Source organism: Streptomyces sp. NBC_01497, assembly GCF_036250695.1.
In the GTDB taxonomy this organism is placed as follows: Bacteria; Actinomycetota; Actinomycetes; order Streptomycetales; family Streptomycetaceae; genus Streptomyces.
Window position 1 is genome coordinate 8,166,377 of the sequence record NZ_CP109427.1, and the last position, 17,859, is coordinate 8,184,235.

Sequence of the window (17,859 nt, forward strand, 5' to 3'; positions counted from 1 at the left end):
GGAGCCGATCCTCGCCGGGCGGGACCGGGCCGAGCGGGACCGTGCCCTCCGCCTCCCGAGCGGGCCCTCCGTGCCGCCCGCCGTGGCGGCCGCGCCGCTCGGTTGCGTCGACGCTCCGGCCGACCTGCTCCGCGGCGCTCTTCTCCCCGCACGCCCTCGCCGCTAGTGTCTCCTTCTGCGTGAACGGCTTTGCGATCCCGATCGCTCGATCTCAGTACTCGACGTTTCTGCCGGCGCTGGAGCCGACGCCGACGTGGACTCCACTTCCGCGCGTCCGCGTCACCTGGACGACTCCTGGCGGCGGGGGGCGGTGCCCACGACGGGTGTCCTCCTCCCGGGCCGTCCCACCGCGCAGCGGAAGGTTCACCGTGGCCCCGCGGCAGTGGTTTCGTCGTACCGCGCCCGATGTCCCCCGTACCACCCGCGGGTCTCGCACGTCACCGCCCACCCGTACGGGGACCGCCTCCTACCGCTCGGCCCTGCGCACGCCCGGCGCGACGGCGTTCTTCCTGGCCGCGGCTCCGGGCCGGGTCGGGGTGGCGATGGCCGGCCTCGGCATCGTCTGGCTGGTCCATGGCGAGACCGGGTCCTTCGGGGTGGCCGGGCTGGTCACCGGTTCGTTCGCCGTGGCGGAGACCCTGGTGGGCCCGCAGACGGCCCGCCTCATGGACCGTTACGGACAGCCGCGTGTCCTCGTCCCCCTCCTGTGCGCCCACGCCGTGGCGATCGCCGTCCTGGTCGCGCTGAGCCTGACGGGGCCGCACGCGGTACCGCTGATGGCTGCCGGCGCCGTCACCGGGGCGACCATCCCGCCATTCGGCGCTCTCTGTGCGGCCCGCTGGTCGGCCCTGCTGCACGGCAGGACCGAACTCACCGCGGCGTTCGCGCTGGAAACGACGAGCAACGATGTCGCCTTCCTCCTGGGCCCCGCCCTCGCGGTGGTGACGGCGGCGCGGGTGCACCCGGCCGCGGGTACGGTCCTGGCGGGAGTGCTCGTCGTCGGCGCCGGACTGGTCTTCGCCTCGCTGGGCACGACGAGCACGGCGCCTGCCGCGGCGACGCCTGCCCGGGACCGTACGGCCACCCAGGGGAGCGGAACCCTGCTGACCCGGAACTTCGCGACCTTGCTGGCCGTCAATCTGGCCCTCGGTGTCTTCTTCGGCTCGACGCAGGTCTCGGTGAGCGCCTTCGCCGGCGTTCATCACGCCGCCGCGGCGGGCGGGTTCCTGTACGCACTGATGAGCGCGGCGAGCCTGCTGGGCGGTCTCGCCTACGGGCGGCATCGCGGGTCTGCCCCGCCCGCCGCACAACTGCCGCTGATCCTGACCTTTCTGGCCTGCGCGTCCCTGCTGCCGCTCGTGGCCGACGCCCCCTGGCAACTCGGCCTTGCCCTCCTGCTCCCCGGTGCGGGCGTCGCCCCCTGCATCATCGTGTCCTCGACGCTGGTCGAGTCGGTCATGGGCCGGTCGGTCCTGACGCAGGCCTTCACCTGGACGAACTCCGCGAGCGCGGCGGGCATCGCCGTCTCCGCCGCCGTGGTCGGCGGGCTCGTCGACGGTCCGGGCGGCACACGGGCCGGCTTCACCGTCCCTCTCCTCGCCCTGACCGCGACAGCGGTGCTCGCCTGGTCCGGCCGTCACGCGCTGGCCACCGCCGCCACGACATCCAGGCAGCCGCCGGAGGAGACTGGTTCCGCCCACACCGGATAGCCGTCGGCCGTCGCGCCTTCCACCGCCCCCGGTGCCGTCCTCGCCGCATGACGTCCACCGCCGCCGCCATCCGATCTTGGATCGACATCGCGCCTGCGATGCCGGCATGGACGACGCGTCATTTCAGCCGTACATACCCCGCGCCGTCCGCGCTCGCCGGCGTGTGGACCGGCACGGCTCATCCACGGCCATGACAGGCGGCGCGGTTGCCGCCGCGGCTTGTTCTGATGTCCCTTGACGTCCCGGGATTTCTCCGTTTCTTCGGTCCTTCGCCCCCTTGACCTGATGCGACATTGCGTCGGTGATGGATCTGGCGAAGCGAGCGGCGCACAACAGTGACGCCGCGTGCCGTCGTGCCGGTGGGGCTCCTCGACCGGAGAGTCCCCACATCCCGAGGGGACGGATGAGTGAGTACGGGGTGGACTCCTGGAACGGTTGACGACGCTCCGCCCGTCGGCCGGAGCGCATCGCGCCTCGACGTGATCGCTCGTGCCGTTCCGGCGGCGGGGCTCTGGTGCTTCTCGGCGATGAGGCCGAGTGGGTTCGTACGTCCCCCGTACGCGGGGGAAATCGATGATCTTGCTGATTCCGGACGGCAGTTCTGCCGACAGGCGATCTTCCGGCCCAAGCGCGACGATGGGGCGAGAGTGCGGCTGCCTGAGCGGATGGATGACGGGTAGCGCACCGCCCACCACGTGTACGCGACCGCAGGCCGGGGAGGCACAACATGACCGCTGATCGACATGCTCAGGGGACGCCCGGCGAGTCCGTCATCGCCGGCCAGACCGTCGTGGTGATCGGCGCCAGCGCGGGCATCGGACGGGAGACGGCACGGCAGGTACGGGCCGGGGGCGGGCGAGTCGTGCTGGTCGGCCGTAATCCGGAGCGGCTTCAGGAGGCGGCACGCGAACTGGAACCGGTCAGTACGGCCGCGTTCGACGCGAGTGACACGGACCGGCTGACGCGTTTCTTCCAGGATCTGCCCGGCCCGGTCGACCACGTTCTGCTCACCGCGGGGAGCCCGGCGTACATGCCACTGGACGGCATGAACATAGCCGACGCGAGCAACGCGATGGCCGAGCGCATGGCGATGACGCTCGGGGTGGCCCTCGGCAGTCGCGACAAGGTGAGGGCCGGAGGCACCCTGCTCTTCCTCGGCGGCACCGGAGGCCGCCGGCCCGGTGTCGGCATGTCCGTCATGACCGCCATGACCGCGGCCCTGCCCGCGCTGACCGCCAACTTGGCCTTGGAACTCGCGCCGATCCGGGCGAACCTCATCGCCGCCGGATTCGTTGACACCCCGCTGTCCGCCTCGCTGCTCGGTGACCAGTTGGAAGCGCGGCGGGAGGAGCTGCGCAGGACGCTTCCCATTCGCCGGGTCGTCGGCCCGGAGGACGTCGCCTCACTGGCCGTGCACATCATGGGTAACGAGGCGCTCACCGGCGCGACCTTCGACGTCGACGGCGGACAGCAGCTTATCGCCCGCTGAGCACGTCCGGGGGTGACGCGGCGGGGCCCCACCGCCCGTCCTGCGGCACCTTTGCCCGACCGGGCGCCAGAGCGTGGAGCGCGCTCGGCACGGTGTCCCCGCGAGCGCGAGGCTGGACCCGGGACCTCCGCCCGGGATCAGGGGCCGTCGGCATGTCCGGACCCGTGTGATCCGGGGATCGAGTCGGATGCGCGCACTTCGCACAAGTGAGACGCTGTGTGAATTGGCCGGCCATGGGCCCGGCCCGCCACGGCGACCACTGTGTGGAGCCGGAGTTCCTCGCACGGTGACACGGTGGTCCGACAACAGAGTCAGCCGACGTGGAAGAACCCCCATGACGAAGGTTCGCTCCGACCTCCTTCTCGCACCATCCGCCATCACGTCGCGGATCAACGCGCCTGCGGAGAAGGTCGATATCGCGAAATGGCTGCTGGCGATGCCCGATGCGGAATACCAGCGCGCTCCGGGAGACCACATTTAAGCGGGCCACACCACGACGGACGACGGTCGGCCCATGTCCGTCAACGTGGACCAGATCGGAGAAGCGCTCCTCGTCGAACACTATGTCGGTGACGTCACGGACACGCTCCACCGCACGATGGTGTCGACCTCCGACCTGTTCACCGGCGACGGCCGCAGCAAGATCCAGGTGATCCGGGAGCTGACGGCGGAGCCGATGGTGACGGTCTCGAGTTCACCAACGAGGTGACCGTGCACCCGACCGATGAGTTCCTGGAATTCATTGACAAGTCCGGTGTCACGTTCGAGCAGGCGTCAGAGGAGCACAAGACCGCCTCGACGGCGCACAATAAACTCGGAAACTCCGAATTTCGCGAAGAGCATCGAGCGTGAAGCTCTGGCGAACGCGTAGGACCATCGAACACCGGGGGCGTGCGTACGGCGGGAGCACCTGGGATGGACGAGCGTGCGCGGATCGATCTCAGGCGCCTGCCCTCACGCCCAGGAGGCACTGGCGCGTACGACGCCGACCGGCCGGGCCGTGATGGGTTCCGACGCAGCCGCTGTCGCGGAGGTGGCAAGTCCTTTCTCGCGGCGCCCGGGCCGAGGCCCCGGCGCGGACGTCCCGTTTCGGTGGCGGCGGGTTCACGGTGCCTCCGTCGCGGCTTCCGTCGGCAACTCGGCCCATACGGTCTTACCCTGCGGGTGATAGCGGGTGCCCCACTGGTCGGCGAGGGTCGCCATGATGAACAGCCCGCGACCGGTCTCATCGATGGTACGGGCGTGCTGCACATGCGGAGCGCTGGCAGCGGCGTCACTGACCTCGCAGGTCAGCATCTTCCCGAGGATCAGGCGCAGCCGCAGGGGCGGAGCGCCGTGGCGGACGGCGTTGCCGACGAGCTCACTGACGATGAGTTCGCCGGTGAACGCCGTCTCCTCGTCCACCCCCCACAGCTCCAGTTGCCGGCGTGCCGCCTCCCGGGCGATCGGTGCGGCCTCGGGATCCGCGGGCAGGCCGCGTGTCAGAACACGTTCGCCGGACAGCGCTCGCGTCCGCGCGAGGAGCATCAGCGGCTCGCCGCTGCCGTCGCCGACGCTGAGCTCGGTGGCGATCCTGTTCCGCAGATCCTGCAACGACCCCGTGCCGACGGCGTCGAGGAGCGGGCGCAACGGGGCGGACGGCGCCAGCACCTCGCGGGCGACGACCGCGGTGCCCATCGCGAGGACGGTTCCTTCCGGCAGCTCGACGGTTGTCGCGGGGAACGGGGCGTTGCCCGGTTCGGCCAGCATGGGCCCCAGGGGGACGGGCAGGTTGACGGAGGTGCCGTCGGGAAAGACCGCCACCGGCCCGGCGCCGCCGGCGCAGGCGACGGTACAGGTGAGATCGACCGGGTCGTAGATCGCGATGGCGCAACTGGCGGTCAGCGGCTGGTGGTCGGGGAGATCCGACGGCGCATACCCGGCGGCGAGGCGGTTCGCGGTGTCGTTGAGGCGGGCCAGCAACTCGTCGGGCTGCAGTTCCATGGCGGCGAGGGTGTGGATGGCCGTGCGCAGGAGCCCCATGGTGATGGCCGTGGTGATGCCCTTCCCCGTCACGTCGCCGAGGACAAGCGCGGTGCGCGCGCCGGGCAGGGGGATCGCGTCGAACCAGCCGCCGCCGCCCTCGGGGTTCGGAAGGCGGAGCCGGGAGATCTCCAGGCTGGGCTGCGTGGCAGGTTCCTGGGGGAGCAGCCGGTGCTGCACGGTCTGCGCCACGACCCACTCGCGCATGTACCGGGTCACACTGTCGATGCAGAGCGCGGCGTGCGCGCACACGCCGGCCGCCACCGTGAGGTCGTCCTTCTCGAAGGCATCCATGCGCTGGTCGCGGTAGAAGCTCACCACACCGAGTGCCAGTCCGTGCACGACCAGCGGAGCGACGATCAGGGAGTGCGCACCGCATCTCCTGATGATCTCGGCTCGGCTCGGATCGGCCTCCAGCCACGGGGTGTCGTCCTCGATGGTGAGCAGGCGCGGCTGGAGATCGGCCAGGACGTGCGAGAAGGGGGTACCGGCCGGCATGGGGCGCACCTCGCCGACCGGGTAGGCGGGTTCGGGCCCCTCGAAGGCGGCCCTGCGCAGGCGGACGTCCTCCGCGACGGGCACAGGAGGCGGCCCCTCCCCGCGCACGACATTCTCGATCACCTCGACCACGGCCGTACACGCGAAGGCGGGAACCACCGTTGCCACCACCTCCCGGCACACGGCACCCAGGTTCGCCCCCTGGCCCACCCGCGCGCGGACGGCGTCCAGGAGGGCCAGCCGGTCCTGTGCCTTCTCCCGCTCGGTGACGTCGACCTCGGAGGCCACCAGCCCGAGCACGTCGCCGTCGGGGCCCTCCAGACGGAAGTAGGAGACGGAGTGGGTCCGGCGTCCGGGTTTGCCCGGTACCCGCACGCCCCGGACGAGCCGGTTCAGCACGGGCTCCCCGTTCTCCAGCACCCCGCGTGCGACGGTGGTCTCCTCCTCGGAGCCCGCGCGCTCGAACGCCTCGGTGAAACGCCTGCCCATCAGGTGCTCCACCGACCCGTCGGGCTGCCCCCGGCGGCCCGTACCCGGACCGACGACGCACAGCCGGCCGTCGAGGACGTGCAGCCCCACCGGGGACGGCGCGAACAGGGCCCTCAGGATCGCCACGTCCCGCCCGGGAACGGTGTCCCCCGCCGCACGCACCTGCCACACCACGGAAGTGCCCCGCAGCATCGGCTTGACCAGCACCGGTGTGGCTCCCGGAAGCTCTTCCCGCTGCAGTTCGTCGTCAGCGGCGACCTCCGGCAGGAGCGCGGTCACCTCCATGCCGACGGCCTCCTCGGCGGACCAGCCGAGCAGTTCCTCGGCCGGACGCCCCCATTCGAGCACCCGGCCGGCCTCGTCAACGAGTACCAGGACGTCACCGCTGGGCATGCGCATGCACCTCCGCCTCCATCCCTGCCCGCACCCCGCCGACGGCAGGCCCGCGCACCGGACACCTGCACCGATCGGCTCAGCCCGGCGCCTCCGGGGAGGAGGCCTTGGTGGCCCTGGCCGACGCTCTCAGCGGTGTGGGCGTTCGCCGGTCGTCGCCCCCACGCCGCGCGAGCATCGCCCGTCGCGGGTTTTGTCCCGGAAGGGGCGCCCAGGCGCGGCCGCGCGGGGTGGTGGGCGGTCAGGCGGACAGCCAGTTCCGCCAGTGGGGTTCGATCAGGGCGGCGATCTCGTCGTAGCCGCCCGCGGCCGGATGTGCGCCGTCGCCGGTACGTACCTCGCGCGTCCAGACCGCGCTGTCGCGCAGGGGCTGGTGTACCGGCACGTACGGGACGGACGCGTCGAGGCAGATGCGGGCGAACCGTTCGTCGAGCAGCGCCGTGCGGGAGTTCTGCTCGCCGTCGTCGACGGGCGGCGGGGCCACCACCAGGACGGGCCAGTCCCGGTCGGCCGCCCGAGCGAGCATCCGGGACAGGTTGGCCGACGACACATCGGGTGCCACGCGCGGGCGGCCCCCCTCGTGGGTGGTGTCGTTGACGCCGAAGGACAGGACGACCCTCAGGTCGGTGCCGCCCAGCAGCCGCGGACCGCACTCGTTCTCCCAGCGGGCGACGATGTCGCGGGAGGTCTCGTGCCGCACACCGAGGTTGTACCCGGTGAGGGGCCGACCGTCGGCGAGGGCACGCACGGCCAGGCGTCCTGCCCAGCCGAGGAACCGGGGGTCGCCGACGCCGGCGACGAAGGAGTCCCCGACGAAGCAGACGCGCAGGTCACGGATCATGGCTTGATCTTCGCACTGTTTTCGGGGCGGGCGCGGCCGGCCGCACCTCGGGGGATCGCGCGAGGCCACCACGGGGCCGCCCCGCGCGAAGGGAGCGTGACACGTGGATACGAGGACGTGCCGGGGGGATCGCCTGGGCCGCCGTCACCGGGACGTCACCGGCGGCGGCCGTCCGGGATGGCGTCTTCGAGGTCGTCGATGCTTCCCGACATGATGGTCCGCACATGTGCGGTGATGTGCTCCGCCGGCCAGTCCCACCAGGCCACGGCGAGGAGGCGGGCGATGTCCTCGTCGCTGTGGCGGGTGCGGATGAGGCGGGCCGGGTTCCCGCCGACGATCGCGTAGTCGGGCACGTCCGAGGTCACCACCGCACCGGCGCCGACGATCGCGCCGTGTCCGATGCGTACTCCGGGCATCACGGTCGTCCCGTACCCCAGCCAGACATCGTTTCCGACGACGGTGTCACCGCGGTTCGGCAGGCCCGTGAGCAGGTCGACATGCTCGGCCCAGGAGCCGCCCATCGTCGGGAAGGGGAACGTCGACGGGCCGTCCATGCGGTGGTTGGCACCGTTCATGAGGAAGCGCACCCCTGTGCCGAGGGCGCAGAACGCGCCGATGACCAGTTTTTCCGGCCCGTAGTGATAGAGCACGTTGCGCGTCTCGAACGCGGTCGGGTCGTCCGGGTCGTCGTAGTAGGAGTACGCCCCGACCTCGATCAACGGGGACGTGACCAGCGGCCTGAGCAGCACCACCCGGGTCTGTTCCGGCATCGGATGAACCACGGTCGGGTCGGCGGGAAGTGGCATGGCGAGCGATTCCTCGGGGTTGCGTGTCAGTGACGGGTCCTATGATCCCGGCACCGCACCCGGGGGAACGCCGGTTTATCCGGGCGTGGTCGATCGTGTGGGCCTCGTTGTCCGCCGGCGCCCGTCGTTGTCCGGGAAGCCGGATGCCGGCCCGTGTGTGCCGGCCGCTGGGATCCGTCGGTTGCGAAGTCGGGTCAGGCCGGGCCACGTTACGGCACGGATCTATCCCTGGGCGGTCGGGCGAACGACGATGTCACCGACGTCGACACCGTCCGGCTGCTCGATGGCGAAGGCGATGGCGCGGGCCACGGCGTCCGGCGCAAGCGCGGTTTCCATCATCTTGTCGATCTGGCCCTTCACCGCCGGGTCCATGCGCTCTGCGAAGTCGGTGCGGACCGCGCCGGGGGAGACGACGGTCACACGCAGGCTGTCGCCGGCCTCCTGGCGCAGGCCCTCGGAGATGGTGCGTACGGCGTTCTTCGTGCCGGCGTACACCGACTGGAGGGGCACGATGCGCAGTCCGGCGGTGGACACGGTGTTCACGAAGTGCCCGAAACCCTGCTCCCGGAAGACGGGGAGGGCTGCGGCGATCCCGTACAGGACCCCTTTGAGGTTGACGTCGATCATCTCCTCCCAGTCCTCCACACGCAGGTCGTCCAGACGGGAGATCAGACCGACCCCGGCATTGCTGACGAGGACGTCGAGCTTGCCGTAGTGATCGCGTGCCAGCTCGACCAGGCCGGAAAGGTCCTCGCGTCGCGTCACGTCCGTGCGGGACCAGACAGCATCACCCCCGGCCTTTTCGATCCGGGCGGCCAGGGCCGCAAGACGCTCAGGACGGCGTGCCCCGAGGACGGTCTTCGCGCCGCGCGCGGCGAGCAGCAGCGCGGTCGCCTCGCCGATGCCGCTGCTCGCACCCGTGATCGCCACGACTTTGCCTTCGATTCCCGACATGAGGGACCGGTCCTTCCAGGAGGTGAGTGGGGCGGGCCATGCCCCGGGCCGTGCCGTACAGTGAAAGCGGAGGCGCCGCCACTTCGTCCCACACTAAGTGGCGGCACCTCCACTTAGCAAATGGACCCAGGGGAGAACCGCCGATGGCCCGAGACGCAGGACGCCCGCTGAGGGCTGACGCACAGCGGAACCGGGACAAGATCCTGGCCGCGGCGGTGCGCGTGTTCACCGAGGAGGGGCTCGACGCGCACTTCGAGCGCATCGCCAGGGAAGCGGGCGTGGGAACCGGCACCCTGTATCGCAACTTCCCGACCCGGGAGGCGCTGATCGAGGCGGCGTACCGCAACGAAGTGGCCCGGCTGTGCGACGCCGTCCCCGGTCTTCTCGCGGCGATGCCGCCGTCCGAGGCCCTGCGGGCGTGGACCCGCCGCTTCATCGACTACGCCACCGCCAAGTTCGGCATGGCCGACGCCCTGCGAGCCGTCGTCAGTTCGGGAACGAACCCCTACGCCGACAGTCACGAGATGATTCAGGCCGCCCTCTCCTCCCTCATGGAAGCCAATACCGCAGCCGGGACCATCCGGTCCGACATCAGCCCGACCGACATGTTCGCCGCCCTCGCCGGTATCGCCCTCACCTCCGCAAGGCCCGAACAGCGGGAGCGGGCCGAACGCCTCCTCGACCTCACCCTGGACGGGCTGAAGCCCGCGTCGCAGCGGCTCCCCGGAAACTGACGGCGGACGCCCGGACATCATCGAAGCGCCGTTCAGGGCGTGTTCGGCGTCTCTTCGAGCCGACGCCCGTCGCGGAGCCGCTCCGGTGCCGGGTCCTGTCCGTGCACCGCCAGCGGCGTTCCAGGAGCTGCGGGCGTGGCCGGTCCGCGTGACAGCCTGACTGCTGACCGGCAGTCAGAGGGCGCTTGCCGGCTGCCGCTGGGACCGGCGACCAGCCTTCGGCGATGTCGCCCGCACCACGACCGGTTCGGGGCCCGAGGCCGCGTCACGGGGCCGGAACGTGTCCGTTCTCCCCGGGCGGCCTGGACTCGCCCGCCCGCCAACTGGCCCGCGAATCAACCGACATATCCCCTCCTGAGGGCGACGTGATCATCGCCGGGATCAGGCGGGGGCCTTCGTCGCACGGCGGTTCAGCCGAAACGGCGCCCAACGTTCGCCCTGATGTCGGTCCCTCGTGTCCATCCGGTCGCTCTCCGCGATTGTCATCAGTCATGCTCGCAGAGCCCGGCGGGATCCGTCCCCGGTGTGCTCGTCTCCCTACGTCCCTGTGAGGAATCATGCAGCATGCACGCTCGGCAGCCGCAATGGACGCTGCCGCGTCCCGTCGTTCCGTGCGCCCGCGCACCGCGCTGACCACGGGCGCGGTCCTGCTCGCGGCCACGTCGCTGTGTGCCCTCAGCAGCGCGCAGGCGTCGACCCCCTCCACCGCCCGGCCCTTGGCGACCCACACCCCGCCCGCCGTCCGGCCCGTCGTCACGCGCACGGCGTCCACCGCCCACTGGACGACCCAGCAGGTGGCCCGGGGCCTGGAGGTGCGCACCGGCACGGTGACCGATTCCAAGGCGGCACCCGCGTGGACCATCACCGTGCAGGCGGCCACGACGGGACGGCTCTCCGGCGCCGCCGCGTGGGCCGAGGTAGGTCCGGGCGCCTGGGCCGACAGCACGGCGGGGAAACTGCGCGCTGACGGCTTCACGCCGCGCGTCGACCGGGTCGACTGGCCGACCTACACCGACACTCCCCGCGGCCTGATGGGCGTGCGGGTCCGCGTCGGTTCGTACGGTACGCAGGCGGAGGCGACCACCGCGGCCAAGGCCGTCACGGCCGCCGGGTTCCACACCGCGGTCGAGTGGACGGGCTACGACGCCGACCAGGCGGCCGACGTGGAGAACCTGCACGTAGCGGTCATCGATCCCCGCACCTTCGCGGGCACCGTCTCCGGCACGCACGACGGGAACGTCGCGCGGCGCGAGACCACGTCGTCCGTCGCCGCGAAACTGCACTCCCTGGTCGGGGTCAACGCGGGCTTCTTCGTGACCTCGGACAGCGACGGCGTGCAGGGCATCCAGTCGGGCCTCGGCGCGTACGACGGCCGCCTGGAGTCGATGTCCGCCGGCTCCCGCGCCGCGCTCGTCCTCGACGACGGCGGTCACCATGCCCGCGTGGCCGACCTGACCAGCACCGCCGTCGCCCAGGTGGGCGGGGCGCGGTACGCGGTCCAGGGCATCAACCGGGTGCCCGGTACCGTCCGCGACTGCGGCCGTCCGGGCGGCACGCCGAGCACGCGACCCTGGCAGGACGTCACCTGCCACGAGACGGACGACCTGGTGCTGTTCACGCCGGAGTTCGGGGCCGCCCTGCCGAAGGGGGCGGGCAGCCAAGCCGTGCTGGACAGCTCCGGCCGGGTCGTGTCGGCGGGCGCTCGCGGTGGCTCGGTGCCGGCCGGCGGCTCGGTGCTGCAGGGCATCGGGGGCGCCGCGGACTGGCTGAGCGCGCACGCGACGCCCGGGCGCCGCGTGGCCGTCGACGAGAGCGTGAAGGACGCGAGCGGGCACCGGGTCGTCCTCGGCAAGGGCGACAGCATCGTGAGCGCCGCCCCGACCCTGGTCAGGAACGGGCGGGTCAGTATCGACGCCGCGACCGAGGGCACGGTGGACCCGCAGGACCTCTCCTTCGGCTACGCGTGGGCCAACACCCGCCAGCCGCGGACCATGGCCGGCATCGACGCGCGCGGCCGGCTGATTCTGGCCACCGTCGACGGCCGGCGGGCAGGCGGCAGTGAGGGCTTCACCCTGCAGGAGGCGGCCGCGTTCATGCGCTCGCTCGGCGCGGTACAGGCCCTCAACCTCGACGGTGGTGGTTCCACCGCCATGGCGGTGGATGGCGCGCTCGTCAACCACACGTCGGACGCGACCGGCGAGCGCGCCGTCGGTGACACGGTCCAGGTGCTGCCCCGCACCGCCCACTGAACCGCACGGCCCGCCGGACCCGGCGGCGCCCACTGAAACCGCCCGGCCCGCCGGACCCGGCAGCGCCCACTGAAACCGCCCGGCCCGCACCGCCCGCACCGCCCGCTGAAACCGCCCGGCCCGGTCAGCCCGCACCGCCCGCTGAACCGCACCCCAAGAACCGGTATCGCGTGAACCCGCACCCCATGGCGCTGTCGTCCCGCACCCGCGCGGGGCGACGGTGCCCGCGCAGGACCGGGCCGCCCCGGGCGCTGCCACCCGCCGGGCCGGCCGTAGGCCCTCTTGACAGTCCAGCACGCTCTGCCTAGGTTCCGAGCGCTCGTAAGACATCGTTGTCGAGGCGTGGGAGTCGGCTATGACGGCACGGCAGGGCACTACCTCCCGGCGGGGTTTCCTGGTCGCGGGGGCGGCGGCGGCCGGAGCCGCCGGCCTTACGGCGACGGGGGCCGAGGCGACGGGAGCGGAGGCGGCGGCACCCACGGTGCGCCGGGTCGTGTACGACCTTCCGACACTCTCCTTCGACGCGTCGCCGGTGCAGCGAAAGCTCGGAACCCTCTACGAGTCGGCGCTCACCGACGTGGTCGGCATCAACACCACCTACGCCGATCCGGCCACGTACGACAAGGCCGGACTCGTCAGTTATCCCCCGGGGACTCTGGTACGGGCCGGCGGCGGGTACCCCGAACCGCAGCGGTGGACGCGGGACGCCGCCATCAATGCGTGGAGCGCGGTCAGCCTGCTCGGCCCGTCCGTCGGCGAGAACACCCTGTGGTCGGTGATCGACCCGGGGAAAACGGACGGCACGCCGGTCGTGCAGCAGGACAACCAGTGGTGGGACCAGGTCGTCTGGATCGTCGGGGCCTGGAACCACTACCTCGTCACCGGCGAGCGCGGCTTCCTCACGACCGCCTACGGTGTAGCCGCCCGCACACTGGACCTGCGCACCGCACAGAACTTCAACGCCGCCGCCGGCCTCTTCCAGGGCCCCGGATACATGAACGACGGCATCGCCGGCTATCCGGCGCCGCCCTGGGCGGCGGGGATCGACTCCAGCTTCGTGCTCGACTACCCGCACACCGACGAGTTGATGGTGCTGTCGACCAACTGCCTCTACTACGGCGCCTATCAGGCCATCGAGGGCATGGCCGCGACGCTCGGCCACACCTCGGCCGCCGCCGGGTACCGGAAGGCCGCCGCGTCCCTGCGGTCCGCGATCGACCAGCACCTGTGGCGCGAGGACGCCGGGACGTACGGCTACCTGGTGCACGGCGGGGACGCGCGGGCCGGACGGCTCGACACCTCGCAGGAGGGTGCCGGGCTCGCGCTCGCGGTCCTGTTCGGCGTGGCTGACGGACGCAGGACCCGGCTGCTGCTCGACGGCGCGCACTGGCAGCCACGCGGCATCGTCAACGTCTGGCCGCACTTCCCGCGTTTCAGCGACGAGCACCCGGGCCGCCACAACGTGATGGTGTGGCCGATGGTCCACTCGCTGTTCGGGCACGCGGCAGCGCAGGGCGGCAGGACCGACCTGTTCGCCCGCGCCGTCACTGATCTCGCCGGGCTCGTCCAGGGCACGGGCAACAGCTTCTACGAGCTGTACGACTCCGTGACGGGCGAGGCCGACGGCGGCTGGCAGACCGGCGGCAGCGGCGAGGACACACATTTCGACTCGCAGCCCGACCAGGCCTGGTCCGCCACCGGCTACCTGCGGCTCATCCATCACGGCCTGTTCGGCCTCCGCCTGGCGGCAGACGGGCTGCGGTTCGCACCGGCGCTCCCCGAGGGCTGGGGGAACGTGTCCCTGCGCGGGCTGGCGTACCGGGACATGACGCTCGACATCGAGCTGACCGGTGCGGGCGACCGGATCCACGACTGTGTGATCGACGGTCGGCGCCCCCGCACGCCGACGCTGTCCGCGCACGGCACCGGTCACCACACAATCCGTATCGCACTCGCCGGCGCGTGATAACCGGGCCTTCTTCGACCACCGGTTTCTTTGCACGCCCGGCCGCTCCCGGGGAGCCCTGGACATCGGGCCTCTGCTCGGAACACCCGGGCCGGCCGACGCGGCGCGGACCGGGCCGGCCGGCGGGGGGAGGCTCGGCGCCTGGTGAGGCAATGGCCGTTGTCGGGGTCGGTGGTCAGGCCCGGACGGGCCAGAGCCCTGGCGGGCACCGGTGGGAAGGCCATCGCCCGCTGCCCGGTGCCGCGCCCTTCCCGCTCATCGCACACCGCACACCGCACACCGTCCCCGCCCCGGCCTTCCGCCCATCGCACACTGCGGACCGCCCGGGCCGTCGGTGGCACATCAGCATGGCCATGAAAATATGATCATTTTGGCTGGCATTCACACCACCGTCGCCGACACGCCCGGGCAGGGTCCATAGGTTCGCCATACCCCCCACCCCTTCCGGAGGTGTTGATCCATGTCTGACCTGTCCCGCAGAGGCTTCATCGGCGCAGCCACCGCGATCACCGGCGCCGCCGCTGTCGGCGGTGTCACCGCGCCCGCCGCCGAGGCCGCAGCGGCCCCCAAGCGGAAGCCGCACGGTGACATCCGCGACATCAAGCGCGTCGTGGTCCTGATGCAGGAGAACCGCAGCTTCGACCACTACTTCGGTTCCCTGCGCGGTGTCCGCGGCTTCGGTGACCGTTCCACGACCCAGCTGCCGGGTGGCCTTTCGGTCTTCGAGCAGCCGTTGTCGACACCCGGCCAGCCGCTCACCGGGACGCAGTACCCGTGGCGCCTCGCGGACGCGCCCGTTTCCGCCTACCCGGCGGGCCACCAGCCGCCCAGCTCCGAGGTCGGTGCCCAGAACTACGGCGGGACGGACCACAGCTGGGAGTCCCAGCACACCGCCTGGTACGGCGGCCTGATGAACGCCTGGTACGTGAGCAAGGGCGGCCCGACCACCCTCGGCTACCTGGACCGCAGGGACCTGCCGTTCCACTACGCCCTGGCGGACGAGTACACGGTCGGCGACGCCTACCACTGCTCGGTGCTCAGCGCGACGGGCCCGAACCGCACCTACCACTGGGGCGGCACCATCGACGCCGCCAACAAGTACAGCAGCTACACCGCCTACAGCGGTGGCGACGAGCTCGGCCGCAACCTCCTCTGGGAGTCGTACGCCGAGACCCTGCAGAAGGCCGGGATGACCTGGAAGGTCTACCAGGGCAGCGACAACTACGGCGACAACGGCCTGGAGTACTTCAAGACGTTCGCCCAGCACGACCCGGGGCAGGGCGGCACCGCGGCGCCCGGCAACGTCTACTACGACAACGGTGTCGCGATCGTCCCGGAGCCGCACGACCCGGAGACCGGCAACGCGGACAACCTGGCCCTCGCGATCAAGAAGGACGTGCTGGCCGGCACGCTGCCGCAGGTGTCGTGGGTGGTGACGAACCAGCGCTACTCGGAGCACCCCGACGGCGCGCCCACCGACGGCGCGTACTACGTGCACGAGGTGCTCAAGGCACTCAACGCCGACCCCGACGTCTTCAACTCGACGCTGGTCATCATCAACTTCGACGAGAACGACGGCCAGTTCGACCACGTACCGCCGCCGGTCCCCGCCCCCGGGGAGGCCGACGAGTTCGTCGCGGGCACCGACCTGTCCCAGTATGGCCTCTCGGCGCCCGCTCCGGTGGGCCTCGGCTTCCGGGTGCCGTTGCTGCTGGTCTCGCCCTGGACGCGCGGTGGCTGGGTGACCTCGGAGGTCTCCGACCACACCTCGGTGATCCAGTTCATGGAGAAGTGGTCCGGCGCGCTCGGCAAGCCGGCCATCAGCCCGAACATCAGCGCCTGGCGCCGCAAGGTCTGTGGTGACCTGACCGGGGCCTTCGACTTCACGTCTCCGGTGTACGGGCTGCCGCGGCTGCCCAGTCTCGAACCCATCGGTGAGCCGGTCGGCTACGCCCCGCCCGTGACCACGAACAAGATGCCGAAGCAGGAGTCCGGTACGAAGAAGGCCCGGCCGCTGCCGTACCAGCCCAACGCGAACCTCGTCGGGTTCACGCGGCACGCCGGCGGACCCGCGACAGCGAAGCTTGAGTTCAGCAACAACGGCTCGCACGTGACCAAGGCCAGCCACTTCTCCGTCTACAACAACCGCGCGGACTCCCCGTCGCTGGCGGACTACCCGGCGAAGTTCCCGGGGCAGTACACGGTCGACGGCTCCAGGAGCGGTTCGCGGACCGTGGCCGGGACCGCGCCGGTGGGCAAGGACGCGAACGACTCCGCCTACGACATCACGGTCGTCGGACCGAACCGGTTCCTGCGCCGTTTCACGGGCGACGTCGACGCCGCGGGCAGCACCGCGCAGGTGGAGGCCGAGTACCAGCAGGAGGGTCACGGTTCGCGGCCCGGGCTCGCGCTGCGGCTGACCAACGACGGGCACAAGGCCGTGACGTTCACGGTCCGCTCGGACCACTACCTCAAGGACCGCACGGTGACCTACCACGTCCCCGCGCGCGGTCACGCGACCCACACGGTCGACCCGTTGAACAAGAGCGACGGCTGGTACGACCTGACGGTGAAGCTCAGTGGCGACTCGTCGTGGTCGCGCCAGTACATCGGCCACATGGAGGACGGCTCGCGCAGCGTCACCGGCTGATCCCGGCGACACTCCGGGCGGGCCCGGCGGTTCCACCCCCGAGGGGGCGAGCTGCCGGGCCCCGCTCGTACCCGGGGGGCGCGCCCTCGCCACGGAGGGCTCGCCTCGGCCCGGGCCGAGCAGGGCCGCGTGCGGGAGGCCCGCGAACTGGCCGAGCGCGCCCTGGCCCTGCATCCCCGTTCGGGCGTCGCCGATCATGCCCTCGCCCACGCCCGGCACGAGAGGGGTTGGGGCCGGGCCGGCGTCGACTTCCTCGACGCATGGCTCGCAGAGGATCCGCAGGCGGTGCAGTCCCGCCACCTCCACTGGCATGCCGCGCTGCAGTCGCTCGTCTGCGGTGACTTCACCGACGCGCGGCGGCGGGCCGACACGGCGCTCGCCCGCACGGATGTCGGCATGCGCGCGGCCACCAACTGGCGGCTGCTGCTGGCGGGACAGACACCGGCAGGCCGCACGGACCCCGAGAAGGTCAGGGAACTGCTTGCCGCGCCGGGCGGGATGACGGAGGTCTTCCACACGTTCAACCTGGCGCCGGCCCTCGCGGTGGAGGCCGCCACCGATGACCTCCACGCGCTGGCACGGCGGGCCGCGGCGGACGAGCGCCCCGACTACCGTGAGGTGCTGGCCCCCGTGGTCCTGGCGCCGGCCGAGGTCACCGCGGGTCGGCCGCGCGCGGCGGTGAACCTGCTGGGCGGTCTCGGCGGCACGGCGGCGCGGATCGGCGGAGTGCGGGTGGAACGGGAGATCGTCCAGGACACCCTGGCCCGCGCACTCGTGGACGCGGGCGAGCCCGCACGGGCGGCGGGACTGCTGCACCACCGCATCTCCACCCGCCGCCATCACACCTACGAGGACCTGCTCCTGGCCATGCGAACACCGACGGGGGCGGAGGTGCCCGGCGGAGTGGACGGCGGCGACGTCTCGGGAACGGCGCGCTCGGCGAGGGCGAGGGGGTGATCGTCGCTGGCGCGCCGTGCTTCCGCCTCCCGACGTGCACGGGGGAAGTGGGCAAGGCAGACCTGGTCACGTTCCGCGGTACCGGTGGTGGAGGGGGCCCGG

At 71.8% G+C, this 17,859-nt stretch carries 13 protein-coding genes; 9 read left to right on the plus strand and 4 right to left on the minus strand.

The window, feature by feature from the left end:
• Positions 1-368 precede the first annotated feature (368 nt).
• The 4 genes from OG310_RS34465 (at position 369) to OG310_RS34480 (ending at position 3,907) form a co-directional block, all read left to right on the plus strand.
• Complete coding sequence (locus OG310_RS34465; RefSeq protein WP_329459773.1) at positions 369-1,709, plus strand: MFS transporter; 1,341 nt, start codon at positions 369-371, stop codon at positions 1,707-1,709.
• Between the two features lie 727 nt (positions 1,710-2,436).
• A complete protein-coding gene (locus OG310_RS34470) occupies positions 2,437-3,198 on the plus strand; it encodes an SDR family oxidoreductase (RefSeq protein WP_329459774.1) in 762 nt (253 codons plus the stop codon).
• A 334-nt stretch (positions 3,199-3,532) separates the two neighbouring features.
• Positions 3,533-3,679 carry a hypothetical protein gene (locus OG310_RS34475; RefSeq protein WP_329459775.1) on the plus strand — a complete coding sequence of 49 codons (147 nt, stop codon included), beginning with the start codon at positions 3,533-3,535 and terminating at the stop codon, positions 3,677-3,679.
• A 33-nt stretch (positions 3,680-3,712) separates the two neighbouring features.
• Entirely contained in the window at positions 3,713-3,907 is a 195-nt protein-coding gene (locus OG310_RS34480) for a hypothetical protein (RefSeq protein ID WP_329459776.1), read from the plus strand.
• Positions 3,908-4,302: 395 nt separating this feature from the next.
• Here the strand turns inward: OG310_RS34480 and OG310_RS34485 are convergent, their stop codons facing one another.
• The 4 genes from OG310_RS34485 to OG310_RS34500 form a co-directional block, all read right to left on the minus strand.
• Positions 4,303-6,600, minus strand: coding sequence for an ATP-binding SpoIIE family protein phosphatase (locus OG310_RS34485; RefSeq protein ID WP_329459777.1), 2,298 nt, complete (start codon positions 6,598-6,600; stop codon positions 4,303-4,305).
• Positions 6,601-6,841: 241 nt separating this feature from the next.
• Positions 6,842-7,441: a GDSL-type esterase/lipase family protein gene (locus OG310_RS34490; RefSeq protein WP_329459778.1), complete on the minus strand. Its 600-nt coding sequence runs from the start codon at positions 7,439-7,441 to the stop codon at positions 6,842-6,844.
• 155 nt (positions 7,442-7,596) lie between these two features.
• On the minus strand, positions 7,597-8,247 hold the full coding sequence (locus OG310_RS34495; RefSeq protein WP_329459779.1) for a CatB-related O-acetyltransferase: 651 nt from the start codon (positions 8,245-8,247) through the stop codon (positions 7,597-7,599).
• 222 nt (positions 8,248-8,469) lie between these two features.
• On the minus strand, positions 8,470-9,201 hold the full coding sequence (locus OG310_RS34500) for an SDR family oxidoreductase (RefSeq protein WP_329459780.1): 732 nt from the start codon (positions 9,199-9,201) through the stop codon (positions 8,470-8,472).
• Positions 9,202-9,344: 143 nt separating this feature from the next.
• On the opposite strand from OG310_RS34500, the gene OG310_RS34505 reads away from it, so the two are divergent.
• The 5 genes from OG310_RS34505 (at position 9,345) to OG310_RS34525 (ending at position 17,757) form a co-directional block, all read left to right on the plus strand.
• Positions 9,345-9,935 (plus strand): TetR/AcrR family transcriptional regulator, encoded by a 591-nt coding sequence (locus tag OG310_RS34505; RefSeq protein WP_329459781.1) that lies wholly within the window; start codon positions 9,345-9,347, stop codon positions 9,933-9,935.
• A gap of 611 nt (positions 9,936-10,546) precedes the next feature.
• Complete coding sequence (locus tag OG310_RS34510; RefSeq protein ID WP_329459782.1) at positions 10,547-12,184, plus strand: phosphodiester glycosidase family protein; 1,638 nt, start codon at positions 10,547-10,549, stop codon at positions 12,182-12,184.
• Between the two features lie 355 nt (positions 12,185-12,539).
• Positions 12,540-14,150 carry an MGH1-like glycoside hydrolase domain-containing protein gene (locus OG310_RS34515; RefSeq protein ID WP_329459783.1) on the plus strand — a complete coding sequence of 537 codons (1,611 nt, stop codon included), beginning with the start codon at positions 12,540-12,542 and terminating at the stop codon, positions 14,148-14,150.
• A gap of 460 nt (positions 14,151-14,610) precedes the next feature.
• Positions 14,611-16,800 carry a phosphocholine-specific phospholipase C gene (locus tag OG310_RS34520; protein ID WP_329459784.1) on the plus strand — a complete coding sequence of 730 codons (2,190 nt, stop codon included), beginning with the start codon at positions 14,611-14,613 and terminating at the stop codon, positions 16,798-16,800.
• A gap of 129 nt (positions 16,801-16,929) precedes the next feature.
• The gene (locus OG310_RS34525) at positions 16,930-17,757 is read left to right on the plus strand and encodes a hypothetical protein (RefSeq protein WP_329459785.1); all 828 of its coding nucleotides are present in this window, start codon (positions 16,930-16,932) and stop codon (positions 17,755-17,757) included.
• The last annotated feature ends 102 nt before the right edge of the window (positions 17,758-17,859 follow it).